The sequence below is a fragment of the Pseudomonas sp. FBCC-B545 genome, assembly GCF_059134095.1.
Map to the genome: position 1 here is coordinate 4,678,088 of NZ_CP101441.1, position 26,648 is coordinate 4,704,735.

At 59.7% G+C, this 26,648-nt stretch carries 30 protein-coding genes and 1 tRNA gene; 18 read left to right on the forward strand and 13 right to left on the reverse strand.

The features are described 5' to 3' along the window. The first annotated feature begins 43 nt into the window (after positions 1 to 43). The gene (locus NMB39_RS21670) at positions 44 to 928 is read left to right on the forward strand and encodes an alpha/beta fold hydrolase (RefSeq protein WP_057022014.1); all 885 of its coding nucleotides are present in this window, start codon (positions 44 to 46) and stop codon (positions 926 to 928) included. A 166-nt stretch (positions 929 to 1,094) separates the two neighbouring features. After that, a tRNA-Gly gene (locus tag NMB39_RS21675) sits at positions 1,095 to 1,168 on the forward strand. Positions 1,169 to 1,248: 80 nt separating this feature from the next. Here NMB39_RS21675 and NMB39_RS21680 read toward each other — a convergent pair. After that, positions 1,249 to 2,424, reverse strand: coding sequence for an MFS transporter (locus NMB39_RS21680; RefSeq protein ID WP_057022013.1), 1,176 nt, complete (start codon positions 2,422 to 2,424; stop codon positions 1,249 to 1,251). A gap of 95 nt (positions 2,425 to 2,519) precedes the next feature. On the opposite strand from NMB39_RS21680, the gene NMB39_RS21685 reads away from it, so the two are divergent. The 5 genes from NMB39_RS21685 (at position 2,520) to NMB39_RS21705 (ending at position 5,189) form a co-directional block, all read left to right on the forward strand. Next, positions 2,520 to 3,413 (forward strand): LysR family transcriptional regulator, encoded by an 894-nt coding sequence (locus NMB39_RS21685; protein WP_494340085.1) that lies wholly within the window; start codon positions 2,520 to 2,522, stop codon positions 3,411 to 3,413. Between the two features lie 166 nt (positions 3,414 to 3,579). Continuing rightward, entirely contained in the window at positions 3,580 to 3,762 is a 183-nt protein-coding gene (locus NMB39_RS21690; RefSeq protein ID WP_082636614.1) for a type II toxin-antitoxin system HicA family toxin, read from the forward strand. Between the two features lie 22 nt (positions 3,763 to 3,784). Further along, positions 3,785 to 4,195: a type II toxin-antitoxin system HicB family antitoxin gene (locus NMB39_RS21695; RefSeq protein WP_057022010.1), complete on the forward strand. Its 411-nt coding sequence runs from the start codon at positions 3,785 to 3,787 to the stop codon at positions 4,193 to 4,195. A gap of 82 nt (positions 4,196 to 4,277) precedes the next feature. Further along, on the forward strand, positions 4,278 to 4,589 hold the full coding sequence (locus tag NMB39_RS21700) for a hypothetical protein (protein ID WP_306957347.1): 312 nt from the start codon (positions 4,278 to 4,280) through the stop codon (positions 4,587 to 4,589). Between the two features lie 99 nt (positions 4,590 to 4,688). Continuing rightward, the gene (locus tag NMB39_RS21705; protein ID WP_056847381.1) at positions 4,689 to 5,189 is read left to right on the forward strand and encodes a methylated-DNA--[protein]-cysteine S-methyltransferase; all 501 of its coding nucleotides are present in this window, start codon (positions 4,689 to 4,691) and stop codon (positions 5,187 to 5,189) included. On the opposite strand, the gene NMB39_RS21710 is transcribed toward NMB39_RS21705, so the two are convergent. Continuing rightward, positions 5,190 to 5,972, reverse strand: a complete 783-nt coding sequence (locus tag NMB39_RS21710; RefSeq protein WP_494340084.1) for a GNAT family N-acetyltransferase — start codon at positions 5,970 to 5,972, stop codon at positions 5,190 to 5,192. A 178-nt stretch (positions 5,973 to 6,150) separates the two neighbouring features. On the opposite strand from NMB39_RS21710, the gene NMB39_RS21715 reads away from it, so the two are divergent. Further along, complete coding sequence (locus NMB39_RS21715) at positions 6,151 to 6,576, forward strand: low affinity iron permease family protein (protein WP_124399707.1); 426 nt, start codon at positions 6,151 to 6,153, stop codon at positions 6,574 to 6,576. A gap of 55 nt (positions 6,577 to 6,631) precedes the next feature. On the opposite strand, the gene NMB39_RS21720 is transcribed toward NMB39_RS21715, so the two are convergent. The 3 genes from NMB39_RS21720 to fos all read right to left on the reverse strand — a co-directional run bounded on the left by NMB39_RS21720 (position 6,632) and on the right by fos (position 8,385). Beyond that, complete coding sequence (locus tag NMB39_RS21720; protein ID WP_005785958.1) at positions 6,632 to 7,159, reverse strand: DUF4142 domain-containing protein; 528 nt, start codon at positions 7,157 to 7,159, stop codon at positions 6,632 to 6,634. A gap of 120 nt (positions 7,160 to 7,279) precedes the next feature. Next, entirely contained in the window at positions 7,280 to 7,921 is a 642-nt protein-coding gene (locus NMB39_RS21725) for a LysE family translocator (protein WP_057022005.1), read from the reverse strand. A gap of 47 nt (positions 7,922 to 7,968) precedes the next feature. Further along, positions 7,969 to 8,385 carry a fosfomycin resistance glutathione transferase gene (gene fos / locus NMB39_RS21730; protein ID WP_494340083.1) on the reverse strand — a complete coding sequence of 139 codons (417 nt, stop codon included), beginning with the start codon at positions 8,383 to 8,385 and terminating at the stop codon, positions 7,969 to 7,971. 99 nt (positions 8,386 to 8,484) lie between these two features. Here fos and NMB39_RS21735 point away from each other — a divergent pair, with 99 nt between their 5' ends. Further along, positions 8,485 to 8,724: a CopG family ribbon-helix-helix protein gene (locus NMB39_RS21735; RefSeq protein WP_057022003.1), complete on the forward strand. Its 240-nt coding sequence runs from the start codon at positions 8,485 to 8,487 to the stop codon at positions 8,722 to 8,724. Next, the gene (locus tag NMB39_RS21740; protein WP_082636613.1) at positions 8,714 to 8,998 is read left to right on the forward strand and encodes a type II toxin-antitoxin system RelE/ParE family toxin; all 285 of its coding nucleotides are present in this window, start codon (positions 8,714 to 8,716) and stop codon (positions 8,996 to 8,998) included. The genes NMB39_RS21735 and NMB39_RS21740 overlap by 11 nt, the downstream gene beginning before the upstream one ends. Before the next feature lie 7 nt (positions 8,999 to 9,005). Here NMB39_RS21740 and NMB39_RS21745 read toward each other — a convergent pair whose 3' ends face one another. After that, complete coding sequence (locus tag NMB39_RS21745; protein ID WP_414896207.1) at positions 9,006 to 9,914, reverse strand: LysR substrate-binding domain-containing protein; 909 nt, start codon at positions 9,912 to 9,914, stop codon at positions 9,006 to 9,008. A gap of 77 nt (positions 9,915 to 9,991) precedes the next feature. Here NMB39_RS21745 and NMB39_RS21750 point away from each other — a divergent pair, with 77 nt between their 5' ends. Next, on the forward strand, positions 9,992 to 10,480 hold the full coding sequence (locus tag NMB39_RS21750; RefSeq protein ID WP_494340082.1) for a DMT family transporter: 489 nt from the start codon (positions 9,992 to 9,994) through the stop codon (positions 10,478 to 10,480). Between the two features lie 23 nt (positions 10,481 to 10,503). Here NMB39_RS21750 and NMB39_RS21755 read toward each other — a convergent pair whose 3' ends face one another. Both NMB39_RS21755 and yiaY read right to left on the reverse strand, forming a co-directional pair. Beyond that, a complete protein-coding gene (locus NMB39_RS21755) occupies positions 10,504 to 11,178 on the reverse strand; it encodes an NAD(P)H-binding protein (protein WP_367235915.1) in 675 nt (224 codons plus the stop codon). 89 nt (positions 11,179 to 11,267) lie between these two features. Next, on the reverse strand, positions 11,268 to 12,416 hold the full coding sequence (yiaY, locus tag NMB39_RS21760) for an L-threonine dehydrogenase (protein WP_494340081.1): 1,149 nt from the start codon (positions 12,414 to 12,416) through the stop codon (positions 11,268 to 11,270). Between the two features lie 123 nt (positions 12,417 to 12,539). On the opposite strand from yiaY, the gene NMB39_RS21765 reads away from it, so the two are divergent. Next, positions 12,540 to 13,556: a DUF4917 family protein gene (locus tag NMB39_RS21765; RefSeq protein WP_057021998.1), complete on the forward strand. Its 1,017-nt coding sequence runs from the start codon at positions 12,540 to 12,542 to the stop codon at positions 13,554 to 13,556. Positions 13,557 to 13,697: 141 nt separating this feature from the next. Here the strand turns inward: NMB39_RS21765 and NMB39_RS21770 are convergent, their stop codons facing one another. Beyond that, positions 13,698 to 14,225 (reverse strand): helix-turn-helix domain-containing protein, encoded by a 528-nt coding sequence (locus NMB39_RS21770; RefSeq protein ID WP_494340080.1) that lies wholly within the window; start codon positions 14,223 to 14,225, stop codon positions 13,698 to 13,700. 159 nt (positions 14,226 to 14,384) lie between these two features. Here NMB39_RS21770 and NMB39_RS21775 point away from each other — a divergent pair, with 159 nt between their 5' ends. The 5 genes from NMB39_RS21775 to NMB39_RS21795 all read left to right on the forward strand — a co-directional run bounded on the left by NMB39_RS21775 (position 14,385) and on the right by NMB39_RS21795 (position 20,455). Beyond that, positions 14,385 to 15,167: an aldolase gene (locus NMB39_RS21775; RefSeq protein WP_057021996.1), complete on the forward strand. Its 783-nt coding sequence runs from the start codon at positions 14,385 to 14,387 to the stop codon at positions 15,165 to 15,167. A 28-nt stretch (positions 15,168 to 15,195) separates the two neighbouring features. After that, the gene (locus tag NMB39_RS21780; protein WP_494340079.1) at positions 15,196 to 16,068 is read left to right on the forward strand and encodes a dihydrodipicolinate synthase family protein; all 873 of its coding nucleotides are present in this window, start codon (positions 15,196 to 15,198) and stop codon (positions 16,066 to 16,068) included. A gap of 196 nt (positions 16,069 to 16,264) precedes the next feature. Next, complete coding sequence (locus tag NMB39_RS21785; protein ID WP_494340078.1) at positions 16,265 to 16,804, forward strand: RNA polymerase sigma factor; 540 nt, start codon at positions 16,265 to 16,267, stop codon at positions 16,802 to 16,804. After that, a complete protein-coding gene (locus NMB39_RS21790) occupies positions 16,801 to 17,769 on the forward strand; it encodes a FecR family protein (protein ID WP_494340077.1) in 969 nt (322 codons plus the stop codon). Before NMB39_RS21785 ends, NMB39_RS21790 begins: the two co-directional genes overlap by 4 nt. Before the next feature lie 127 nt (positions 17,770 to 17,896). Next, on the forward strand, positions 17,897 to 20,455 hold the full coding sequence (locus NMB39_RS21795) for a TonB-dependent receptor (RefSeq protein ID WP_494340076.1): 2,559 nt from the start codon (positions 17,897 to 17,899) through the stop codon (positions 20,453 to 20,455). Positions 20,456 to 20,561: 106 nt separating this feature from the next. On the opposite strand, the gene NMB39_RS21800 is transcribed toward NMB39_RS21795, so the two are convergent. From NMB39_RS21800 to NMB39_RS21815, 4 genes are all read right to left on the reverse strand, one after another. After that, a complete protein-coding gene (locus tag NMB39_RS21800; RefSeq protein ID WP_494340075.1) occupies positions 20,562 to 21,779 on the reverse strand; it encodes a class I SAM-dependent methyltransferase in 1,218 nt (405 codons plus the stop codon). 221 nt (positions 21,780 to 22,000) lie between these two features. Continuing rightward, a complete protein-coding gene (locus tag NMB39_RS21805) occupies positions 22,001 to 22,618 on the reverse strand; it encodes a TPM domain-containing protein (RefSeq protein ID WP_043046333.1) in 618 nt (205 codons plus the stop codon). Between the two features lie 31 nt (positions 22,619 to 22,649). Further along, positions 22,650 to 23,378: a TPM domain-containing protein gene (locus NMB39_RS21810; protein ID WP_494340074.1), complete on the reverse strand. Its 729-nt coding sequence runs from the start codon at positions 23,376 to 23,378 to the stop codon at positions 22,650 to 22,652. An 18-nt stretch (positions 23,379 to 23,396) separates the two neighbouring features. Next, positions 23,397 to 24,008 (reverse strand): LemA family protein, encoded by a 612-nt coding sequence (locus NMB39_RS21815; RefSeq protein WP_046071378.1) that lies wholly within the window; start codon positions 24,006 to 24,008, stop codon positions 23,397 to 23,399. Positions 24,009 to 24,246: 238 nt separating this feature from the next. Between NMB39_RS21815 and bglX the strand changes: the two genes are divergently transcribed. After that, positions 24,247 to 26,538 carry a beta-glucosidase BglX gene (gene bglX / locus NMB39_RS21820; RefSeq protein WP_494340073.1) on the forward strand — a complete coding sequence of 764 codons (2,292 nt, stop codon included), beginning with the start codon at positions 24,247 to 24,249 and terminating at the stop codon, positions 26,536 to 26,538. Positions 26,539 to 26,648 lie beyond the last annotated feature (110 nt).

The window sequence follows — 26,648 nt, forward strand, 5'->3', positions numbered from 1 at the left end:
GAGTGATCTGCGCGCACTACCCGCTTGCCAGGAGTCTTACGACATGAGGCCAGAAATCGCTGTGCTGGATATACAGGGGCAGTATCGGGTGTATACGGAGTTCTATCGCGCGGACGCAGCTGAAAAGACCATCGTCCTGGTCAATGGCTCCATGGCGACCACGGCGTCCTTCGCTCAAACCGTGAAAAGCCTGTACCCGCAATTCAATGTGGTTTTGTACGACCAGCCCTACGCTGGCCGCTCAAAAATCCATAACCGTCATGAGCAGATGCTGACGAAGGAAGTCGAAGGCCAGATTCTCTTGGAGCTGCTCGCCCACTTCGCCGCCGAGCACGTGCTGTCTTTCTCCTGGGGCGGTGCTGCCACTCTGGTCGCCCTCGCGCACCGGCCTCGCCGCGTGGAGAAAGCCGTGATCAGCTCATTCTCGCCAGTGATCAACGCCCCCATGCGTGACTACCTCGAACGCGGCGTCGACTATCTCGGCAACCTCGACCGTGACCGCGTCGGCCAGTTGGTCAACAGCACCCTCGGCAAACACCTGCCGTCGCTGTTCAAACGCTTCAACTACCGCCACGTCAGCAGCCTGGCCGAGCACGAATACGGGCAGATGCACTTCCATATCAGCCACGTGCTCAACAGCGACCGGCTGTGCTACCTCAAGGCGGCGAGGCAGATCGACATTCCGGTGCTGTTCCTGAACGGTGAATGGGACGAATACACCAGCGCCGGAGATGCCAAGCTGTTTGGCCAGCATGTGGCCAAGAGCAGCTTCAGCACCATCCAGGCGACGGGGCATTTCCTGGATATGGAGCATAAAGCGGCGTGTCGGGACAGCCGTGAGGCGGTGGTGGGCTTCTTGAAACCGGAGCGGCAGGTGAGCAGGTTGCGGTATCAGCAGGGTCACGCCCAGCAGGCGTTTGCCATCTGAAATGAAGGCTGACGGGAGCGGCTTGGAGTGCGAAGCAGATCCACTGTCTTTAGGAGCGTTTCGCACTCCAGCGTGAGCGAGCGCCCTCGCCACATGCAACCCGCACATTTTTCGAAGAAAAACTTCAAATCCTGGCTGACTTCTGGTACAAAGTCAGCCGCTCTGAGCGGGTATAGTTTAGTGGCAAAACGAAAGCTTCCCAAGCTTTAGTTGAGGGTTCGATTCCCTCTACCCGCTCCACTCAGATTTTGCGCTTGCGTCGGGATGGTTCCGGCGCGAATGCATAAGAACCGGCCCTTGGTGGCCGGTTTTTTTATGGGTCACGGTACACGGATCAGCTCAGGTTTTAGGGGCTTCCAGCCGGCCGACGCGATCAACAGGGTCAGCACCTGGAAACCCATGATCAGCCCCACACAACCGGCCCAACCCCAACGCTCCCAGATCAGTGCCGGGACGATAGCGCCGCAGCTACCCCCCAGGTAATAACAGGTGAGATAGACCCCCACCGCCCCTGCCTTGTCGGCGCCAGCGGTGGCGGTGGCGGTGGCGGTGGTGAAGGCATTGGCAGTGGCTTGGGCGAGGAACACGCCGGTAGAACTGAGTGCCAGGCCCACCACAATGCACCAGAGGGAAGGCATCAGGGTCAGGGCCGAACCACAGACGCCCAAGATGGCGGCAACGCTCAGCAATTCGACATGCGGGCGGGCTTTGCTGAGGCGGCCAGCGATGGGGATCACGATCAATGCCAATAGAAACACCATGTACAGCGCCCCCAAAGCGGCAGGCCCGAGGTTGAATGGCGGTAAGCCAAGGTATAAACCTACGTATGTAAAAGTAGCGACTTGCGAGAACAATACGCAAAAGCCTACGGCGTAAGCGGCCAGCAACGGCCTGCGCCAAACGCCTGACGAAGCCGTCTGGACTTGCTGCACCCGCGGGCGGTTGGCCGGCAGCAGGAACTGAATAAAACCACCCACCATCAAGCTCAGCACCGCCAGCCACTCAAACGCTTCACGCCAGCCCACATATTCGGTCACCACCCCAGTGATGAAGCGCCCGCCAAGCCCTCCCAACACGGTGCCCGCCACGTAAAGGCTGGTGACTTCGGTCACCGTGCCGCCGCGCCAGCGATCGCCGATGTAGGCCACGCTGGAGGCAAACACAAACGGGATCAACATGCCCTCGACAAAGCGCCACACCAGTACTTGCGCGAAGCTGTCAGCATAAGCCGTCATCAGCACCGGCCCGGCCAGCAGCAACGCCGCAGTCGAGATCACAGTGCGCTGTTCGAAGTGCCGGGTCAGGCGGCTGACAAATGGCGCAGTCATCGCCACGGCCAGTGTGGTCACGGTAATACTCCATCCCGCAGTCTTGGCGCTGATATGAAATTGCGCGGCGAACACTTGCAGGATGCTCTGGGTGGCATAGAGATTGAGAAACGCCGCGCAACCACACAGGAACAGGGCAAGACGGGCACAATGCAGGCGCGGTTTCATGAAACTTCTCGTTTTATTTTGTGCGGTCTTTATAGAATGGCCAGAGGGCTTAAAACCAATACCGAATTCCGACCGATTGATACCCAAGGACCAGGATGCTCGACCTACGCAAGCTGCGTTACTTTCTGACGGTCGCCGAAGAATTGCACTTCGGCCGCGCAGCACTTCGCCTGCATCTGGCCCAGCCGCCGCTGACCCGGCAGATTTCCGCCCTGGAAACCGAATTGGGGTTCAAGCTGTTTGATCGCACCAGCCGTACGGTCACCCTCACCGCCCAGGGACGAGCGTTTCTGCCCTACGCCAGGAGCGTGTTGGAACAGGTGGAGTTGGCGCAGGTGATCGCCGGTAAATTGGCTGCCGGCACGGCGGGCCAGCTGACATTGGGCTACGTCAGCTCAATCGCCCTGTCAGACCTGTTCAGCCGCGCCATCCAGGCCTTCGCCCAGCGCTTTCCCGATGTGCAACTGACCTTGGTGGAGTGCGCCTCCGGCGGTCTGGGCGCCCAGGTGGCAGATGGGCGCCTGGATATCGGCTTGAGCCGGCTGTTGCCAAAAAGCACTGATGTCCAGGTATTGTCACTGGGTGAAGAACGGCTGGTGGCAGCGGTCTCCAGCGACAGCCCGTTGGCGAGCCAGGCGACGGTCAGCCTGGCGCAACTGAGCACTTACCCGCTGATTCTGTTTCCGGCTGACTATGGGTCAGGCTTGAACCAGTCCATCGAGCAACTTTACCGCCACCACGGCCATCCGTTGCGGCCTGGGCCGACCGGGCGGCAGATCACTTCGATCATCGCCCTGGTGGCGGCCGGACAGGGCGTGGCGCTGGTGCCGGACTGTACGCAGAGTCTGATGAACAGGGGCGTGACCTATAGGCCAATGCAGGAAGTGGATGCGTGTGCACAGTTGCTGGTACTGACCCCGGCATCAGCAAGAAGTGTATTGGCGGATGCATTTCTTGGCGTACTTGAGCAATCACTGCCTACCCGTTAACCCCGGAAAATCCTTGCAATACCTCTCCACGGCGCCTTGGCTGCGCGCCCATACACTTCATTCAACGCCTGCTGAAAAACCGCACAGCTACCGCTGGTAGGTAGCGTGTTGATTATTTTCTTTCAGTGGTTATAGTCACCACCAACACACACCACAAGGAGGTGATGTGGACAGTCGCTATTTGATCGGTCATATCGTTGCAGACGGTTGGTATCTTGTACGCATCAGGGGCAGTCATCACCATTTCAAGCACCCGACGAAGCCAGGGTTGGTAACGATCCCTCATCCAAAAAAGGACCTGCTGGATAAGACCGCCAAGAGCATCTTGAGACAGGCTCTGTTGAGTTAACCGTCCCTGGAGGGCAACACACATGCTTTACCCCATCGCAATTTCAACCGGCGACAAGGACCACGCGTGGGGCGTGGAGGTCCCGGATATTCCAGGCTGCTACTCCGCCGGCGATGACCTGGACGACGCCATGGCCATGGCCCGCGAAGCCATCGAAGGGCACTTCGAGATCCTGGCAGAGGATGGCGCGCCGATCCCCAGCGCCCAGAAAGTCACCCTGCATGCCGCCAACCCACAGTACGCTGGCTGCACGTGGGCAGTGGTGGACATCGATGTCACCAAGTACCTGGGCAAGGCGCAAAAACTCAACATCACGCTGCCGGGTTACCTGTTGAATCGCATCGATGAATATGTGTTGAATCATCCGGAAGAAAAAAGCCGCTCGGGGTTCCTGGCGTCGGCAGCGCTCAAGGTATTGCAGCAGGACCGGTAATTACCTAAGTAAAATCTTACGGTGGTGACAAATACACATCGTGATGATGTCAGCTCGTCGAGTCAGAGATCCGGAGCGCTGCATGCTTGAAAAACCTATCCTGCGTCAAGTGGTCGGCTGGGTGGTGGTGGTGCCGCTGCTGGTCTCGTTTTTAAGGCTGCCATTTCCCCTTGGCTGGTTCCTGATACTTGGATCGATTGCAGCATCGATTTACGGCGTAAGGTTCGCCTCGCGCCATGCCAGCCGACGCGTGACGTTTTTCGCGCTGACCATGACCGTGCTCAATGTGATTTCGTTGGCGATGGGTCATGCATCAGTGCTCGTGGCGCTCTATTGGATCTCATGGCTCTATTGGTACCCGTACTACTCCAATTGGGTCTACTGGAACTTCTAGGCTGGCGAAGAATTTGACCGCAAGAAACGCAGTTTCCTCGCCGGCTTCTGGCACTACAGTAGCGTTGTCCCCATTAACGCCCTTTCGAGGAGCCTGCTCATGACTTACCAATACAAGCTCATGCCTTCCCCCGTCGGTGAACTGACCCTGGTGACGCGCAATGGCAGGCTCAGCGCCATCCTGTGGGAAGTGGAACGTGCCAACCGCGTGCGCCTGGGCGAATTGATCGAGGCCAACGACAACCCGGTGCTGTTGGAAACCGAGCGTCAATTGAGGGAGTACTTTGATGGAACGCGCAACCGGTTCGAGCTGGAACTGGACTTCATCGGCACCGACTTTCAAAAGCAAGTCTGGCAGGCGCTATTGACCATTCCGTTCGGCGAAACCCGCAGCTACAGCCAGATCGCCCAGCAGATCGGCAACCCGAAGGCCGTGCGCGCAGTAGGCGCCGCCAACGGGCGCAATCCGATCTCGATCATCGCGCCGTGCCACCGCGTAGTGGGTGCATCGGGCGGGCTGACCGGGTTTGCAGGAGGGCTTGAGGCCAAACAGTATCTATTGACCCTCGAAGATCGCGGCCAAATCAAAATGGCTTTCTGATCATAGGCCTGGTAAAGCCACGCGAACAAAAGCCCGATAGTCGAATAAACGTTCGAAACCCAACTTGCGATACAGCGGGACGGCGCCCTCCGATGCCTCGAGAAAGCAACGCTGGGCGCCCAGGCTCGACGCATGATGCAGGGCCTCTCGAATCAAACGCGTGGCATAGCCTCTTCCACGCAAGTTAATAAGCGTGCCGACATCATTAAGCCGGGCCTCACCGTTGCATAGAGACAAGGTCAACGAGCAGCTCACCTGCCCTTCGGCGGACAGGGTGAAGTGATAAAGGCTTTCATCAGCGTCCAGGGCCCTCTGGTGCCGGGCCTGATAATTCGCAACCACCTCGGGTAGCATCGCGTACGCATTGCCAAGCGGAACGGCCCACTCATTCAAATCCCGTGTCAGGCGGACCTGCACATCGCCCTCACCCTCTGATGGAATAAGCGCTGACAATTGGAGGACCATTGCCGTGGTCTTTTCAGCAGAGTGAAAATCGAGCCCCGTGAGCACTTCGCGCAAGCCCTCGACCTTTTGCTCATGAATCACTAGGCGTACTTCGATCAGGGTGCGTCGGATCAGCTCAAGGGCCGCAGCCATTTCCTCACCCAATGGGGCGCTGCCCAGGCGAATGAACAGCAAATTCCACGGGAAATCATGCTCGTCGATAAAATAGGCATTGATGGCTGCGCAGTAGCGTCGATGCGTCAGGCAGGTGGCGGCAAAATAGTGGTCCTCGGTCAGATGATAAAGCGTGGCTAGGTCAAAGGCGGGATTGGCATCCATGAGGCGATATCCAGATAAAAACCCAGTCTTGCCTTGGCCGCCTTGGGTCGCCGTAGGTTCCTGCCTAAATATCTGGAAGAAAAACGCACAATTTTGTTCAAATGCTAAGTTGTAAAAAGAAATTTCAGCGGCTGCCCGCGGTCAGTATTTTCATCACCCTTTTTGAGGAAAAACGGTCATGAAATTCTCTGCAGTCTCCCAAGCCCTGTCACGTTGGGCAGGCAGCCCCAGGACCTTCTACGCGGCAGTCGCGCTGATTCTCCTATGGAGTCTGAGCGGGCCGTACTTTCACTACAACGACACCTGGCAACTGATCATCAACACCTCGACTACCATCATCACCTTCCTGATGGTGTTCCTGATCCAGAACACGCAAAACCGGGATAACGACATCCTGCATATCAAAATCGATGAACTCTTGCGCGCGTCCAAAGACGCACAGAATGCCGTGCTCAGCCTGGATGGCCTGGACCGCAAGGAACTCGAAAGACTGCGCAAGGAGTACCGCAGCATTGGCAGCAGCGACAAGGTGAGTTTGAACAGCAGTTGCGGGGCCACGGCCGACGATGCAGCGCAGACCAAGACTGACCTGAACCAGGCCTGAAAAAAACGGCGGTTGGAGTAATCCAATCGCCGTTTTTTTATTTCACGCAATAACCTCAGCCATCACCTTGATGCCCCTTGCCATAGGTCGATGCCAGGGCTCGGGCTTTTTGCAGACGCTCTTCGAGCTTGGGCAGCGTTTCATCCACGAGTGCTTTTATTTCCGGCACATCCGACGCGGCACCTTCTTTCTTGAACAGGGCGATGGCGTCCTCGTTTTCCTTGACCTGTTGGGCGGTGTAGGCCGCGTCAAAGGAATCGCCGTCCTTGAGTTCGGGCATCAGGGTTTCGGCTTTATCAACGATCTTTTCCCGAGGTGCTACCGGCAAGTCGAGCTTCTTGGCGATGGCTGCCAAGTGCTGGTTGGCCAGGGTACGTTCGTTGATGACCTCGATGGTGTAGTCCTTGATCTCTTGGGATGAGGTCTTGGCGTGGGCCATGCGACTGGTTTCGATATCGGCCATCCCTTTGGCCGAAGCTTGCTCGATGAATTCGGCAGGCGACTGGGCGAAAGCATTGCTGGCGCCGAGGCCCAGCAGCATCGCGAAACTGGCGGTGCGTAACCGGATAGCCATGCGGCTCATGATGGGTTCCTCCAGGGCAAAAATAAGTGCGGGGAAAACACGCCCCGCTCTGAGTTCGAATTTTTTGCGCGGCAAAGGTTTAGAAAAAACCTGCCAGTGCGACGAACGGTCGTGGATGCGTCAGGCCGGTTTATTGCCGAACAAGCCCGGCAACGCGTGCGCCAAGGCATTGATGGCAAAGCCGATAAACATCACGCCACAGAGCCGGGTGATCAGGATTTCATGACGCTGATACACCGTACGCACCCGCTGGGCGCCGACCACGCCGATCAGGATCGCGTAGGCCAACAGGCCACCGATAAAGCTCAGGAAAATCAGCGACGGCAGCATCGACCAGGTCAGCAATTCGGCACGGCTGGACAGCAACGCCGTGAAGGTCGCCACGGCAACCGGATACGCCTTGGGGTTGGTCAGGCCGAACAGAATGCCATGCCAGAACGGATGCCGCGCCGCGCCCTGGGGCGCATCGCCGCTGCGGCGCTGGGTGCGGATCGCCCGCCAGCCGAGCCAGAACAGATACACACCGCTGAGCACCCCCAGTACATCGAACGCGCCGCTGCCGACTTCCCGCGCACCGACGATGGCAATCAGCGCCGTGCTGCACCACACCACATCGCCGAGCAAATGCCCACACAGGAAACCCGCCCCGGCACGTCGACCACGGGCAGCGCCGATGCCGAACACAGCCAAGACACCCGGCCCGGGGGTAATACCGTAGATAAAACCCGATGCAAGGACGGCGAGCAGCAAGGAGGAGGTCATAGGCAGGCGCTCTGACAGACGTGTGAAGGTGATTGATTCTGCATGTTTCAGCGCGGCGGGTAAAACTTCATTCCCGCATAAGGCTTGGCGCGACAGGCTTGCAGGCGCGAGGCCAAGTCGCCGACATGGGCCTCCAGCTTATGGCCGTCGGGATCGAGGAAATAAAACGACGCGCCTTCGCTGCGGTTGTCGCGCCACTCCTGCACGCCAGCCGCCCGCAGGCGCTCGACCAGCGCGGCGAAATGCGCGGACTCGACGGTGAAGGCATAGTGGGTATAGTCCGCCGCCGGCACGCTCGGGCGTATCGGGTCCAGTGACAGGCAAACCCACAGGCCGGGTAATGACAGGTAGGCACCGTTGTCCCAGGTGGCGTCGAGTTGGAGGTGCAACAACTCATGATAAAAACTGACGCTGCGCGGCACATCGGTCACAGCCAGGGTCAGGTGGTTGAGTCCAGAAAGCATCATTATTTCCTGATCAGGATACCCCTGACGAACGGGGCAAATCGTTAACGCAGTAACGATGTAGTATGTTGTATTACACATCACTACGTTGAGGTTCATATGTCTGTTATGTCCCTGCGTATACCGGAAGACGTCGCCGAGACACTTACCAATCTTGCCAAGGCTACCGGTCGCAGCAAATCCTTTCTCGCCGTTGATGCGTTACGTGAATACTTGGCGCGTGAAGCCTGGCAAATCGAAGAAATACAAAAAGCACTGAAGGAAGCGGATGCAGGTGAATTCGCCACGGTTGCCGAGGTAAACGCTGTCGCTGCTAAATGGCGCGCCAATGCAGATTGAGTGGCTACGGACAGCCCTGAGGAATCTTGACGATGAAGCAGCCTATATTGCCGAAGAAAACCCCAAAGCTGCCCATGAGTTTGTCCAGGCAATTTTGAGTGGCCTTGAACATGTGGCCCGGTTCCCTGCGATGGGGAAAGAGGGCCGAGTGCCTGGAACACGCGAGTGGGTTGTACCTCGATGGCCCTACATCGTTCCGTATCGCATTCGGGAGGGGCGACTTCAGGTAATGAGGATTTTTCATACTCGTCGGCAACCACCTAAATCCTGGTGATACGCGTCTATTCACTCAATACACCCCGCACCCGCCCAATCAACCACTGCAACCCCGAATCCCCACCCCGCCGCGCATGCCAGGCCAGCTCAAAGGCAAAGGACGGAATATGAAACGGCGGCGGCACGGTCAACAGGCGTGCATGATCGATATCCAGTAAACCGCGGGACGACACCGTCAAAATCAGGTCCGTGCCCTCGATCAACTGCGGTGCCACGCCCCAATGCGGCAGGCTGATCGCCACATGCCGCCGTTCACGTATCGCGCTCAGTGCCCGTTCGATTTCCGGTGTGCCGCTGCCGCGCATCTCCAACAGCACATGGGGGCGTGCCAGGTAAGTCGGCAGGTCGAGCACGCCGCTGGGGGCAAGGCTGTGGCGGTCGATCAAACAGGTGTAATGCTCTTCGAACAGAAGCGTAGTACGCAGTTCGGCGGGCATATCAGGGAATACGCCAGCCGCCAGGTCGAGATCGCCATTGAGCACGCCATCGACCATACCTTCACGGCTGGCCTGGATGATCTGCAGATCGATGCCAGGCGCTTCATGGCGTAGGACACGGACCAAGCTGGGCAGGAAAATCGCCGCGCTGTAGTCCGACATCGCCACACGAAACCGGCGCTTGGCCGAGTCAGGCTCAAACCGATTCGGTGCCAATAACGCCTGCACCTGGGCCAGGGCTTCAGCTAATGGCGCCGCCAGCTCCAGGGCACGGGCCGTTGGGATCAGCGTCCTGCCCTGGCGCACCAGCAACGGGTCACCGAGCATATCGCGCAAGCGCGCCAACGCATGGCTGACTGCCGGCTGACTTAGGTGCAGGCGCTCGGCAGCGCGGGTGACATGTTGCTCGCTGAGCAAGGCATCGAGGATCACCAGCAGGTTCAGGTCGATGCGGCGCAGATCATTCATCAGCTGCATGCTCGGCATAAGAATTTGGAATTTAAATTTGCGCGACGAATAACCTAGAGTCCAGCAAAACCTCTGGGAGATTTGAAATGACTACGTTGCATTGGCTGGGTTTGTTAGCGCTGGCGGTGATTGCAGGGGCGGTGGTGCCGTTTCAAAGTGCGATCAACGCCAACCTCGGGCGCGGGCTCGGGCACCCGTTGTGGGCCACCCTGGCTTCATTGCTGGTAAGCATCATCGTGCTGCTGCCGGTGATGGTGGCGCTGCGTTTACCGCTGCCGAGCCTGGCTTTTATCAGTAAGGCACCCTTGTGGATGTGGGCCGGCGGTGCGTTCGGCGTGTGTTTTATTTCGTTGGCGCTGATGCTGCTGCCCAAGCTGGGCGCATCGGGGTTTATTGCGTTGGCCATGGCCGGGCAGATTCTTGCGTCGTTGCTGCTCGACCATTTTGGTCTGTTCGGCCTGGTGGAACGCCAACTGAATACGCCGCGGGTGCTGGGGGCGGTGTTGTTGATCGGCGGCGTGGCATTGATTCAGTTCAGCGCCGCACCCGCCCGAGCGCTGGCAACTGCCGGCTGATCAGATCGAGCGCTTGTGCAACCTCAATGGCGCTCCGCAGCCAGGCGATTGATCTCGGCCTGCTCCACCACCGGCTGCGGCGCGCCATGGCTGGCGGCTTGCAACATCGCCCGGCCGACGGTCTCGGTGCTTACCACCCAAGCCGGTTTTACCCGACGCACAAACGAGAGCACAGGCCCGAGCACGCTGTAGAAAGACTGGTACAGCGGCGTTTTCGAACGCACACCATGCAACGGCTGGATAACCCCCGGACGGAACAGGTACACCGCCTTGAACGGCAATCGCAGCAAGGCATTCTCGGTCTTGCCCTTGACCCGCGCCCACATCGACTTGCCCGCCTCGGAACTGTCCGTGCCGGCACCGGACACATAGATAAACGTCATCTGCGGATTAAGCCGCGCCAGGGTGCTGGCGGCGACCAGAGTCAGGTCATAGGTGAGGTGGGTGTAACGCGCTTCGTTCATGCCCGCCGAGGAAACGCCGAGGCAGAAGAAACACGCGTCAAAGCCTTGCAACAGGTTTTCCAGGGGTTGGAAATCCAGCATGTCGCTGTGCAACACCTGGTGCAGCTTGCCGTGTTCCTGGGTCAGGGGCGTACGGCCGACGGCGACGACTTCCTGCACATCAGCCGCCAGCAAGCATTCGCGCAGTACGCCCTGCCCGACCATGCCGGTGGCGCCGAATAACAGAACTCTCATCAGGGGACCTCAGCGGCAAGCCGCAAGCTTGCTCAAGTTAAACGCATTCAGCGTGTAGCTTAACGCTTGCGGCTAAAGGCTGCCCCCTATCAAAACGCGCTACGGAAAATCTCTTCGATCTGCCGCTGATCCGCTCGCCGTGGGTTGGTCAGCCCGCACGCATCCTTCAACGCATTGGCAGCCAGTAGCGGGATATCCTGCAATTTGGCGCCAAGCTCGCGCAGGCCAGCGGGAATATCCACGTCCTGGGACAAGTGGCGAATCGCTGCGATGGCCGCCTGGGCCCCCTCTTCCACGGTAATGCCCTTGATATCCGCGCCAAGGGCACGGGCCACGTCGCTCAAGCGTTTGGCACTGACACTGGCATTGAAGCTCTGCACATGGGGCAATAACACCGCGTTGCACACGCCATGGGGCAAGTCGTACAAACCGCCCAACTGGTGAGCCATGGCATGCACAAAACCCAGGGACGCGTTATTGAAGGCCATGCCGGCGAGAAACTGCGCGTAGGCCATGTTTTCCCGTGCCGCCATGTCACTGCCATCGCGCACCGCCAGACGCAGGTTGGCGCTGATCAGCTCGATGGCCTTGATGGAGCAGGCGTCGGTGATCGGCGTAGCAGCGATGGACACATAGGCTTCGATGGCATGGGTCAGCGCATCCATGCCAGTGGCAGCGGTGAGCCCCTTGGGCATGCCGACCATCAGCGCCGGGTCATTGACCGACAGCAGCGGCGTGACGTTGCGATCAACGATGGCCATTTTCACGTGGCGGGTTTCGTCGGTGATGATGCAGAACCGTGTCATCTCGCTGGCAGTGCCGGCGGTGGTGTTGATAGCTACGAGCGGCAGTTGCGGCTTGCTCGATTGGTCGACCCCCTCGTAATCGCCGATACGCCCGCCGTTGGTGGCGCACAGCGCGATGCCCTTGGCGCAGTCATGGGGCGAGCCGCCGCCCAGGGACACTACGAAGTCACAGGCACTCTGTTGCAGCAGTGCCAGGCCTTTCTCGACATTATCCACGGTGGGGTTGGGCCTGGCGCCGTCATAGATCGCCGAATCGATATCCTGCATCGCCAGCTTCTCGGCGATCATGCTGGCCATGCCGGCTTTGACCAGGCCGGCATCGGTGACGATCAAGGCTTTACGAAAGCCATAATTGCGAATGGCGATCATGGCTTCGTCGAGGCAGTCGCTGCCCATGATGTTGACGGCGGGGATAAAGAATGTGCTGCTCATGGTCAATCCTCAGAGGCTTTATACCTACAGAATCAACCTGTACCGCATGGCGCATCTTGATCAGGATCAACGTCGGCTCGTGATAAAGTCACCACCCAGCCGATTTCGAGTAGACCCGCCGCAATGAAGGATTTCCAGGATATTGACGCCCACCTTGAAGACTGGAGCGCCCTGCGCGCGGCCCTCGACTTCAGCGGGATTCTGATCGGCAACGGCGCCAGTCGTACGATTTGGGAAGACTTCGCCTACGACTCGCTGTTCGAAAACGCCCGCACCGTTGAAGAAAAGCCCCTCAGCCAATCCGAACTCAGCGTATTCGATGCCCTGCAAACCCGCAGCTTCGAACAAGCCCTGGGCGCCTTGAAAACCACCAGTCGGGTCAACAAGGCCCTGGCGGTGAGTTCGGCGGCGCCGCGTAACCGTTACTACGCGATCAAGGAAGCGCTGATCAACACCATTCATGCTGTGCACATTCCCTGGCGCCTGGTGCAACCGTCGACGCTGACGACGATCAACGCGGAATTGGCCAACTATGCCACCGTCTTCACCAGCAACTACGACTTGCTCAACTACTGGGCGATCCTGCACACGCCGGGCATTGATGACCTGTTCCGCAGCGCCGACTCAAGCTTCGACCTGCGCAATACCCATACCGATACCACGCGCATCCTCTATCTGCACGGTGGCCTGCACCTGGTGCGCAACCTCGATGGCACGGCACGCAAACTGCCGTCCACCGACAGCACCTTGCTCAGCAGCTTTGCGATCAACAACACGATCAAGACCCTGGACGATGTGCCGCTGTTCGTCAGTGAAGGCAAGGTAGAAGAGAAGCTCAAGAGCATCCGCAGCTCGGATTACCTGTCGTTCTGTTATGAGCAATTGCTGAACCATGAAGGCGCGTTGTGCATCTTCGGCCATGACTTGGGACCGCAGGATAAACACCTGGTGGATGCAATTCGCCAAGCCAGCATCAGCACCCTGGCGATCTCGGTTTCGGGGCGCAGCGATGGGTTTATTCGTCAGCAGAAGCGGCGGTATTCGGAGTTGTTCGAGGGCACTGGGGTGGCGCTGAAATTCTTCGCGGCGCGTACGCATCCGCTGGGTAACCCGGCGCTTTCAGTCCCGGTCGAACGCTGATCCAGTAAACAAAGAAAATCAAATGTGGGAGGGGGCTTGCTCCCGATGGCAGAGCGTCAGCTACAGATGAGCTGACTGATCCACCGCCATCGGGAGCAAGCCCCCCTCCCACACTGACTGCATTTCAGGTTGCGGCAAGCGTTACTCCTGCGAACTGTGCACCACCACCAGCAACTGCGCCTGCACCTCTCCCACCGAACGAAGGCGGTGGGGCTTCTGCGCATTGAAATGCAGGGCATCACCACGCTCCAGGATCACCCGCTCGTTCATGAAATCCACTTCCACCTGGCCTTCATGCACGAACAGAAACTCCTCCCCCAAATGCTCCTTGAAGGTCTTGTCGGTGAACTGGGCCGGAGGGTAGATGATGAACGGCAGCAGGCTGCGCTCGCTGACTTGATGGGCCAGCACCGCATAACCCGGCGAGGTGTCGGGCCGTTCGTGGCTGCGCACCAGGCTGTAGCTGTCGAGGCTGACCTTGTCTTCGCTGAACAGCTCTTCGACCTTCACGTTCAACGCCTTGGCCAATTTCAACGCAGCGGCAATGGAGGGCGTGTTGAGCCCGCGCTCCACTTTCGACAGATAACTCTTGGTCATCCCGGATTTTTCAGCCAGGGCTTCCAGGGTCACGCCAAGTTTTTTTCTCAATAATTTCAAACGGATAGACATTTGCTGCGGTAATCCCTGCAGAAAGCGATGAGCCGTGCTTGCCAATGACACAAAGTGTCATATAGCATCATTCGTGTCATTTGCATTTACCCAACGACCTTGCGAGCAGCGGGCGAGCAGCAAATCCGACGTCCATTGAACCACCCAAAGGACACCGATATGGCCAAGACATTAGCACTCCCAAAAGAACAACTGGTCAAGCAAGCCCTGAGCCAGATGCAAAACAGTCTGGCGGATAATACGTGGACCGACCGGCAAAAGCTGGCGCTGACCTGCCGAATCCTGTTCGAGCACGGTCACGATTCCGGCCTGGCGGGGCAGATCACCGCGCGCGGGCCCACCCCTGGCACCTACTACACCCAGCAGCTGGGCCTGGGTTTTGACGAAATCACCGCCAGCAACCTGCTGCTGGTCAACGAAGACCTTGAAGTGTTGGAAGGCCATGGCATTCCCAACCCGGCCAACCGTTTTCATACCTGGGTGTACCGCGGCCGCCCGGATGTAAACTGCATCATCCATACGCACCCGACGCACATTGCCGCGCTGTCGATGCTGGAAGTGCCGCTGCAGGTGTCACACATGGACCTCTGCCCACTGTACGAAGACTGCGCCTTCCTGCAAGCCTGGCCCGGCGTGCCCGTGGGCAATGAAGAAGGAGAAATCATCACCACGGCCCTGGGCGACAAGCGCGCCATTTTGCTCTCGCACCACGGCCAGTTGTCCACGGGCGCCAGCATCGAAGAGGCTTGCGTCATCGCACAGTTGATCGAACGTGCGGCCAAGTTGCAGTTGCTGGCGATGGCCGCAGGCACCATCAAGCCGATCCTGCCGGAGTTGGGGCGCGAGGCCCATGACTGGATCTCCAAGCCCAAGCGCCACGGCGCCGCGTTTAACTATTACGCCCGGCAGAACCTGCGCAAGCATGCCGATTGCCTGAACTGATTGCCCCTTTCTGACCGGAGTTTCCCCCATGTCCACCCCAACTATTCACGGCATCATCGGCTATACCATCACCCCGTTCAGCGCCGACGGCCAGCGTATTGACCTCGACGCCCTCGGGCGCTCCATCGACCGCTTGATCGACAGCGGCGTCCACGCCATCGCGCCCTTGGGCAGCACCGGCGAAGGCGCTTACCTGAGCGATGCCGAGTGGGACGAAGTCAGCGTCTACAGCATCAAGAAAGTCGCCAAGCGTGTGCCGACCATTGTCAGCGTGTCCGACCTGACCACCGCCAAGGCCGTGCGCCGGGCACGCTATGCCGAAGCCCACGGCGCCGATGTGGTGATGGTACTGCCCGCCTCGTACTGGAAACTCAGCGAAGCAGAAATCCTCGCCCACTACGCCGCGATTGGCGACAGCATCGGCGTACCGATCATGCTCTACAACAACCCGGCCACCAGCGGCACCGACATGTCGGTGGAGCTGATCCTGCGCATCCTCAAGCAGGTCGACAACGTGACCATGGTCAAGGAGAGCACCGGCGATATCCAGCGCATGCACCAGCTGAAACTGCAGAGTGACGTGCCGTTCTACAACGGTTGCAACCCGCTGGCCCTGGAGGCTTTCGCCGCCGGTGCCAAAGGCTGGTGCACCGCAGCGCCGAACCTGATCCCGCAACTCAATCTGGATTTGTACCAGGCAGTGCTGGCCAATGACTTGAACCAGGCGCGGGAGCTGTTCTACCGCCAGTTGCCGCTGCTGCAATTTATTCTCAAGGGTGGGTTGCCGGCGACGATCAAGGCCGGCTTGCGCTTGACCGGGTTGGAGGTGGGTAATCCACGCCTGCCGGTATTCCCGCTGGGTGAAGCCGGGATCGAGCAGTTGAAGACATTGCTGCGCTGACACTAAGCAAATGTGGGAGGGGGCTTGCCCCCGTTAGCGGTGTATCAGCCATAAATGTGGTGGCTGACACTCTGCTATCGGGAGCAAGCCCTCTTCCACATTTAGCCGAGCAAACTCTTTAAATAGAGACAAATGACAATAATTCTCGATATCATTCGCGACTTTTCCACGTCGTGCTTCGTCAAGAAGGATATCCATGTCTCGTCCCAAGCCCGACCCGTCGTCGGCCGATGCCTGTCGTGGGTTTTATGCAGATATTCTGTATTTCCTGCGTAAACGCACGGACAACGCCAGCGACGCGGCGGACATGACCCAGGATGTCTTTACCCAATGGCTGGGCTACCGCGACCGGGCCAAGGTCGAGCAGCCACGGGCGTTTTTGTTCCAGATGGCGCGCAACCTGCTGCGCGATCACTGGCGCAAACAGAAGGTACGGCAGACCGTCCACTCTGACCCCGCCGAAATGGATGCCGAGCCGGCCACTGATGAGCAGCACGACCCCATGGCCGCCGCCCTGCGCCTGCAACGCCTGGTACAGTTGAAAGAAGTCCTTGCCGAACTCTCGCCCCGCCGGCGAGAAGCCCTTATGCTGCACCGCTTCGAAGGCCTGAGTCAGGCGCAGATCGCCGAGCGTATGGGCATTTCGACCAGCATGGTAGAAAAGCACATCGCCTTTGCCCTGCTGCATTGCAAGCGACGCCTTCAACCCGACCTCGGCACGGAGCAGCCAGAATGAACCGCCTGAGCGACATCGACGCCCTGGACATCGAAGCGAGCGACTCCATCGACGCCCAGGCCGCCAGCTGGTTTGCACGCAACGGCAACGAGGCGAGCCGCGCCGACCGCAAAGCCTTTGCCACTTGGCAGGCTGTGCCTGCGCACGCGCGCGCCTATGCCGAATTCGAACAGCTGTGGGCCGACCTGGCCCAATTGCAGCAACTGAACAAACCCGTGCCATTGCCCCAGCGCAAGCCCAGCCTCTGGCGCCCTGCCCTGGCGGTGGCCGCTGCCCTGCTCTGCGCCGTGCTGGCGGCGCCTCTCGGCGCGCCCCGCGAGCTGTATCACACCCAGATCGCCACCCAGCCCAAGGGCATGCGCATGTTAAACCTGCCCGATGGCAGCAGCTTGTTTGTGAATGCCAACACCCGCATCCGTGTGGACTTCAACGCCCACCAACGCATCCTGCACCTGGACAAGGGCCAGCTGTATATCGAAGTGGCCGCCGACAAGGAGCGCCCACTCTACGTACAGGCCGGCGAGTCGAACGTACGGGTGGTGGGCACCCGTTTTGATGTGCGTCGCGGCCAGCAGCAACTGGTGGTCAGTGTTGCCCATGGCCAAGTGGCGTTCGAACCGGATGGCAAAAGCCCGGTCACCCTGCTCGGCGCCCGGCAACGCGCTGCTTACGACTACGCCAAGGGCACCTTGCAACAGCAAACCCTCAGCGCCGAAGAAGTGGCCGATTGGCGCAGCGGGCACTTGTCGTTTCGCAATCGCGAGCTCGCCGGTCTGGTCGACGAATTGAGTTTGTATCGGCCCCAACAACCAATGCGGGTCAATAAGGCCGTCGCCCAACTCAAGGTGTCGGGCAACCTTGACGTGAATGACCCGGACGCCCTGCTCAACGCCCTGCCCGCATTGTTGCCGGTGAAAACCGTAGTGTCGGCCGATGGCATTATGAGAATCGAGCCAAGCAAATAGCCTGCACAATCCACACATGAGAATATCTTGCATTCGCATGTGTGGATTTTTTTGCCTGCCCCGTCTCCCTCCTGTCTGCGTTTGATACGCACACCTTTCTGGCTATTTAGCCGCACCGGGGGATTTCATGTTTCGCGCGCCTCGCCACGCTTCGCACCTGTTTCTTCGACCGACGCTCATTGCTACCTGCCTGGCCTTCAGCCTCAGCGCCCAGGCCGCGTCGTTCAAGCTGCAACTGCCGGCCCAGCCGCTGGCCACGTCCCTGAGCCAGGTGGCGCAACAGGCGCAAATCCAGCTGCTGTTCGATGAAAGCCTGCTCAAGAACCTGCAAGCGCCGGCACTCAACGGTCACTACACAGCGGAAGCGGCAATTCGCTCCCTGCTCAAGAATGGCGACTTCACCCTGATCAAGGTCGGCAGCACCTATGTCGTGCGCCCGGATGAGGGTAAGACCACCCAGAGCGGCGCGATCCAGCTGGACACGTTGAGCGTGATCGGCACCGGCAACGAAGTGAACTCCAGCACGGTCAACCGCTCCACCCTGACCCAGGCCGATATCGACCGCTACCAGTCCAATAACATCCCGAGCCTGTTGCAGACCCTGCCCGGCGTCAGCCAGGGCGGCTCGCTGAAACCCGGCGGCCAGACCATCAACATCCGTGGTTTCGGTGATGCCGAAGACGTACCGCTGACCGTGGACGGCGCCACCAAGACTGGCTTCGAGCGCTACCAGCAAGGCACAGTATTTATCGAGCCTGAGCTGATCAAGCGCATCGAAGTGGAAAAAGGCCCCAACTCGCCGTTCACCGGCAATGGCGGCTTCGGCGGCACGGTCAACATGATTACCAAGGACGCCCCGGACCTGCTCAAGGACGGCCGCAACAGCGGCGCGATGCTCAAATACGGCTACTCCAGCAATGACCATGAACAGGTCTACAGCGGTGCGGTGTATGGTCGTACCGACGATGGTCGCTTCGACGCGCTGGCCTACCTGACCCAACGGGACGGCGGCGATATGAAGGTGGCCGCCAAGTTGCCCAACGAGAACAACCAGTACCCCATCAACCCCCAGCGCCTGCCCAACAGCGCCCAGGATGTGGACGGCAAGCTGTTCAAGGTCAACGCGCATTTCACCGATGAGCACAGTGTCGGCCTGTCGTACTCACGCTCCCATAGCAACCGCTGGACGCCGTTTTCCGCAGCGAGCTATCCGACGCCGCCCACCCAGTTCAACATCGACCGCTACGGCTACGAAGGTGCGTTGAAGCGTTTCCTGGCCCACCGTGACACGGTCGACACCACTTGGTCGGGCAAGTACGAATACCAGCCCCTGGACAACCCGCTGGTGGACTTGACCATCAAGTATTCCCAGTCCGACACCGAGCAGACCGACGAGCGTGACGCCACCGCGTTTTTCCAGCTGGCCACCGGCGGGCGCAAGATGGACACGTCCTATACCGACAAGAACCTCGATATCCGTAACGTCAGCCTGTTCGATACCGGCCCCTTGCAGCATGCGGTGACGGTCGGCGGGCAGATCCGCAAACACATCCGCGAAACCGAAATGTGGATGCCCGGCACCACCTACAACACAGCGCGCTACAACTACGGGCACTTCCAGCCGGGCTTCATGCCCCACGGCAAGGTCGACACCAACAGCTTCTTTATCCAGGACGCGGTGACTATCGGCGACGTGACGATCACGCCGTCCCTGCGCTACGACCATGTGCGCAACCGCGGCGAAGGCAACGATGCGCCCTATTACAACAACCCCGACCCGGCCGTTGGCCACGACTACAGCGACCGCACCTACACAGGCTGGTCGCCACGCCTGGCGCTGTTCTGGACCGTGACGCCGAACGTCGGGCTGTTCGCCAACTGGAGCCAGACCTGGCGTGCGCCGGTGATCGACGAACAATATGAAGTCCAGGGCCTGGGCAGCCGTACCGCCACCAGCGTGGACCTGGACCCGGAACGCATCACCTCGATCACCCTGGGCAACATCACCAGCTTCGACAACCTGATCGCCCAGGACGACAACCTGCAACTGCGTACCACCCTGTTCCACAACAAAGTCGAAGACGAAATCTTCAAGGCCACCGGCGTGGGTTGCCAGAACCAGGCCATCAACGGCGGCAGTATTTCCTCGGCTTGCCCACCGGGGCCGATGTCCAACTACCGCAATATCGGTGGCATGACCATCAAGGGCGTCGAGCTGGAGTCGATCTATAACTCCACCTACCTGTTTGGCTCGGTGTCGTTCGCCTATGCCAAGGGCCAGCACCAAGGCGCCTACACCAACCCGTGGGGCCCTGATGTGGCAGCACGGGATATCCCGCCGACCAAATGGGTGCTGGTCTTGGGCACCCACATTCCCGCCTGGGATGCCCAGGTGGGCTGGATGGGCCAGTTCATCGGTGCCACCGACCGCCTGCCCAGTGATAAATACTCCGGTGGCCCGGGCTCCGGTGTGGGTGACTTGTTCTTCGACCAGTACGGCAACAAGCGCTACAACACCCAGGGCCTGTTCGCCAAATGGGCCCCGCAGCAGGCGTACCTCAAAGGCACCGAGGTCAACTTCACCGTGGACAACCTGTTCAACGAAAACTTCCGCCCGGCCTTGAGCGGCGACCGCGCCTACACCAAGGGCCGCGATGCGAAGATCAGCGTGACGCGGTTCTTCTGACCACACACGCATTCCAAATGTGGGAGCTGGCTTGCCTGCGATAGCGGTGGCACAGCCACCATCGTCATCGCAGGCAAGCCAGCTCCCACAGGGCACCGCGCTCACTTCAGGCCAGGTAGCCATCCCCGCGCAGCAGGGTTTCCAGGCAGTGTTCCGTGATGTGGTAGAACGCCTTGAGCTCCTGGATTTTCACCAGCAACTGCGCGTTGTCCACCGGCTGCGCACGCTTGACCGCAAGAATCATCTTGTTCTTGTTGGTGTGCTCCAGCGAGATGAACTCAAACACCTTGGTCTCATAGCCACAGGCTTCCAGAAACAACGCGCGCAAGCTGTCGGTGACCATCTCCGCCTGCTGGCCCAGGTGCAGGCCATATTGCAGCATCGGCTTGAGCAGCGCCGGGCTCTGGATCTGCAGGCGAATCTGCTTGTGGCAGCAGGGCGAGCACATGATGATCGACGCGCCGGAACGGATGCCGGTGTGAATCGCATAATCAGTGGCAATGTCACAGGCATGCAGGGCGATCATTACGTCCAGCTCACTCGGCGCCACGCTGCGCACATCCCCGCATTTGAACACCAGCCCCGGGTGCTCAAGCCGCGCGGCGGCGGCGTTGCACAGAGTGACCATGTCTTCGCGCAATTCAACGCCGGTGACCTCGCCCTCGGCCTTGAGGGTATTGCGCAGATAGTCATGGATGGCGAAGGTCAGGTAACCCTTGCCCGAGCCGAAATCGGCAACGCGCACCGGTTGATCAAGCTTCAACGGCGACGACGTCAGCGCATGGCTGAACACTTCAATGAACTTGTTGATCTGCTTCCACTTACGCGACATCGATGGGATCAGCGCCTGCTTGGCGTCGGTCACACCGAGGTCGGCGAGGAACGGCCGGCTCAGGTCGAGGAAGCGGTTCTTTTCACGGTTATGCTCGGCCGACGGTGCTTCGCGCAATTGTTGCGGTTTGCTTTTGAACAGCGAGCTTTTGTTCTTCTTGCTGTATTCCAGCTGGGCTTCGTCAGTCAGCGAGAGCAAGTGCGCGTTCTTGAATGTCGTCGGCAACAGTGCGGCAATCGCCGCCACACCCTCGGCCACGGGGAAGTTCTTGGTGATGTCGCGGGTCTTGTAGCGGTACACGAAGGACAGGCACGGCTGGTCTTTGACGGTGACCGGCTTGATGATCAGCCGTTGCAGCTCGGCTTCCTCACCGACGTACTTGGCCAGCACCAGCTTGATAAAGGCGTTTTGCGCAAGGCTTGCGCTCAGCAATTGGATGAACTGGGCGTGATGATCCGGCGCAGGGTTGGCGGGTTGAGCGGTGACGGACATGAACAAAAACGCCTCGGGCAAAGAATGCCGGGCATTTTAGGGGGGATAACCCTCAACGGCACGGAGTTATTTGACCAATGGTCAGTTCCAGCAGCCACAGTAGATCCAAATGTGGGAGGGGGCTTGCCCCCGATTGCAGTGTGTCAGCCAACAGATTCATTGACTGGTGCACTGCCATCGGGAGCAAGCCCCCTCCCACATTTGGAACTGAGTTGGATGGGCTATTCAAGTACAACCAGGCGATTAGGCAGCTCATTGCGCGTCTGCGTCACCGGCACATGCACCTTGAGCAACTCGCCACAGGCCTCAACACAGGCGATAAACCCGGCCAGGGTCTGGCCCTGCTTCACCTGCTGGGTAAACGCCTGGACGATGGCATCCCAGTTGCTGTCATCCAGGCGCTGGGAAATCCCGTCATCCACCAGGATCTCCACATAACGCTCCGCCTCGCTGACAAAAATCAGCACACCGGTACTGCCCACGGTGTGGTGCAGGTTCTGCTCCAGGAACTGCCGGCGCGCCAGGTTCGAGGCGCGCCAATGGCGAACCGAACGCGGGATCAGCCGGGTGGTGACCTTGGGCAAGCGGAACACCAGGCACAACACAATGAACGTCGCCCATTGCGCCAACAGGAGGGTGTACATCGTCAGGTAGCCCGACAGGTAATGCACCACGCCCGGCACCACCAACGCGATCAAGCTCGCCCACAATAACGGGATGTAGGCGTAGTCATCGGCACGCGCCGCCAGCACGGTCACCAACTCTGCGTCGGTGGTTTTCTCGACCCGGGCGATGGCTTCGGCGACTTGGCGTTGCTCGTGTTCAGTCAGTAATGCCATGGTTGTAGATGCTCTTTTCTCGTTATTGTCATTACCAGCCCCCCGAAGCCCCGCCGCCGCCGAAGCCACCGCCGCCGCCCCGGAAACCGCCGCCACCGCCTCCCCCACCGCCGCCGCGGCCACTGCTGCTGAGAATGGCCAGCAGGATGGCGCCCACCGGCAGGCCCATGCGATTGCACAGCCATAACACGCCGATCAGCAGGATAAACAAACCGATGGAGAACCCTGGATTATCCTTGGCGAAATTCGCATCCGCCACATGGGCCGGCACTGCCAAGGGTTCGCCGCCCACCACCTGCAGCATCGCGGCCACGCCATCGCTGATGCCCTGGCTGAAGTTGCCGGTCTTGAACTTGGGCAGGATCACCTGATTGATGATCACCCAGGATTGCGCATCCGTCAGCACACCTTCCAGGCCGTAACCGACTTCGATGCGCACTTTGCGGTCATCACGGGAGACGATCAGCAACGCGCCGTTGTCCTTACCCTTCTGGCCAATGCCCCACTGGCGACCCAGTTGATAACCGTAGTCTTCAATGGGCACGCCCTGCAGGTCAGGCACGGTGACCACCACGAGCTGGTCGCCCGAGGTTTGCTCCAGCGCCTGCAACTGCTGGGTCAGTTGCTCGCGCACCGCCGGATCGATCATCTGCGCGCTGTCCACCACACGCCCGCTCAGCGCCGGGAAGGTCAACGCTGCCTGGGCCATGCCCACGCAGGCCAACAACCACAACGCCAGGCCTATCCGTAATAAACGCATCGACACCTCAGCGCGGGCTTATTTGAACTTCACTTGCGGCGCTTTATCGGCGTCGGCACTGGTGGCTTCAAACGTGGCGCGAATCGGCAGGTCGCTGTACATCACGGTGTGCCACAGGCGGCCCGGGAAAGTACGGATTTCGGTGTTGTAGGCTTGCACGGCCTGGATGAAATCACGACGAGCCACGGCGATCCGGTTCTCGGTGCCTTCAAGCTGGGACTGCAGGGCCAGGAAGTTCTGGTTGGCCTTGAGGTCCGGGTAACGCTCGGACACCACCATCAAACGGCTGAGTGCACCGCTCAGGCCATCCTGGGCTTGCTGGAACTGCTTGAGTTTTTCCGGGTTGTCGAGGGTGCTGGCATCCACCTGGATCGAAGTGGCCTTGGCCCGCGCTTCAATCACCGCGGTCAGGGTGTCTTGCTCATGGGCGGCGTAGCCCTTGACCACTTCCACCAGGTTGGGGATCAGGTCGGCACGGCGCTGGTACTGGTTCTGCACCTGACCCCAGGCCGCCTTGGCCTGTTCGTCCAGGGTCGGGATATTGTTGATGCCGCAACCGCTCAGCACGGTGCTGATCAGTAACAACGCCGCAGCCTTGAAGCCCCAGCGGTAAGTTTGTGCTGCTTGCATGATGTTTCTCCTGGCCGATCTCGATGGAATTTGATGACTAACCCTACAAACGACGCGCTTGGGGCATAATCCGCCACCACTGGCATGCATCGAGCCAATCAGCTACAAAGATGCCCAGCGCGAAAAAGAGTTCAGAGTGTGCTGCATTTATCTGAACAACACCCGAACAACAATAGACGCTCCCCACATTTTGGCCGACCAGCGTTATCGCTGTGCAGTGAGCCGAAAAAGGATATTCATGAAGAAGCTGTGTTTGCTCGGCCTTGTTGCCACTCTGGCCACCCACCCCGTATGGGCAGAAACAAAGCCTGCTGCGCTTAAAGACAAGGACGCCTTCGTCAGCGACCTGCTCAAGCAAATGACCCTGGATGAAAAGATCGGCCAATTGCGGCTGATCAGCATCGGCCCGGAAATGCCCCGGGAACTGATCCGCCAGGAAATCGCCGCCGGCCGCATCGGTGGCACGTTCAACTCCATCACCCGCCCGGAAAACCGCCCGATGCAGGACGCGGCCATGCGCAGCCGCTTGAAGATCCCGATGTTCTTCGCCTACGACGTGATCCACGGCCACCGCACGATTTTCCCGATCAGCCTGGCCCTGGCTTCCAGCTGGGACATGGACGCCATCGGCCGCTCCGGGCGCATCGCCGCCCAGGAAGCCGCTGCCGACAGCCTCGACATCACCTTTGCGCCAATGGTCGATATCTCCCGCGACCCGCGCTGGGGCCGCACCTCCGAAGGGTTCGGGGAAGACACCTACCTGGTCTCGCGCATTGCCGAAGTCATGGTCAAGGCGTTCCAGGGCACCAGCCCCGCGAATGCCGACAGCCTGATGGCCAGCGTCAAGCACTTCGCCCTGTATGGCGCGGTAGAAGGCGGGCGCGACTACAACGTGGTCGACATGAGCCCGGTCAAGATGTACCAGGACTACCTGCCGCCCTACCACGCGGCAATCAAGGCCGGTTCCGGCGGCGTGATGGTGGCGTTGAACTCGATCAACGGCGTGCCCGCCACCGCCAACACCTGGCTGATGAACGACCTGCTGCGCAGAGACTGGGGCTTCAAGGGCCTGACCGTCAGCGACCACGGCGCGATCTTCGAGCTGATCAAGCACGGCGTGGCCAAGGACGGGCGCGAAGCCGCCAAGCTGGCGATCAAGGCCGGCATCGACATGAGCATGAACGACTCGCTGTACGGCAAGGAATTGCCCGGGCTGCTCAAGTCCGGCGAGATCGAGCAGAGCGACATCGACAATGCCGTGCGCGAAGTGCTCGGCGCCAAGTACGACATGGGCCTGTTCAAGGACCCGTACCTGCGCATCGGCAAGGCCGAGGATGACCCGGTCGACACCTACGCCGACAGCCGCCTGCACCGCGCCGAGGCCCGGGATATCGCACGCCGTAGCCTGGTGTTGCTGAAAAACCACAACGAAACCCTGCCGCTGAAAAAATCCGCGACCATCGCTCTGGTCGGCCCGCTGGCCAAGGCCCCTATCGACATGATGGGCAGTTGGGCCGCTGCCGGCCGGCCTGCGCAATCGGTGACCCTGCTCGACGGCCTGAACGCGCTGATCGGCGAGAAAGGCAAAGTGATCTATGCCCGTGGTGCCAATATCACCGGCGACAAGGCAGTGCTCGACTACCTCAACTTCCTCAACTTTGATGCCCCGGAAGTGGTGGATGACCCGCGCCCTGCCCAAGTGCTGATTGACGAAGCGGTCAAGGCCGCGAAGAACGCCGACGTTATCGTCGCAGCGGTGGGCGAGTCCCGTGGCATGTCCCACGAGTCGTCGAGCCGCACCGACCTGAATATCCCGCAAAGCCAGCGCGACCTGATCAAGGCCCTGAAAGCTACCGGCAAACCGTTGGTTTTGGTGCTGATGAACGGCCGTCCGCTGTCGATCCTCGATGAGAGCCAGCAGGCCGACGCGATCCTGGAAACCTGGTTCGCCGGCACCGAAGGCGGCAACGCCATCGCCGACGTGCTGTTCGGTGACTACAACCCGTCGGGCAAGCTGCCGATCACCTTCCCACGTTCGGTGGGGCAGATTCCCACCTACTACAACCACCTGACCATCGGCCGACCATTCACCCCAGGCAAGCCGGGCAACTACACCTCGCAGTACTTCGATGACACCACCGGCCCGCTGTTTCCGTTTGGTTATGGCCTGAGCTATACCACGTTCAGCCTGGCGGACATGGCGCTGTCGTCCACCACCCTGAACAAGACCGGCAAGCTCGACGCCAGCGTCACCGTGAAGAACACCGGCAAGGTCGATGGCGAAACCGTGGTGCAGTTGTATATCCAGGACGTGGCCGGCTCGATGATTCGCCCGATCAAGGAGCTGAAGAACTTCCAGAAGGTCATGCTCAAGGCCGGCGAAGAACGCACGCTGCACTTCACCATCACCGAGGAGGACTTGAAGTTCTACAACACCCAGCTCAAGTTCGCGGCGGAACCGGGTGAGTTCAATGTACAGATCGGGCTGGATTCCCAGGATGTGCAGCAACAGACCTTTGAACTGCTCTAAACCTCAAATGCAGTAAAAATGTGGGAGGGGGCTTGCTCCCGATAGCAGTGGGTCAGTCAATAATCTGTTAACTGAAACACCGCCATCGGGAGCAAGCCCCCTCCCACACT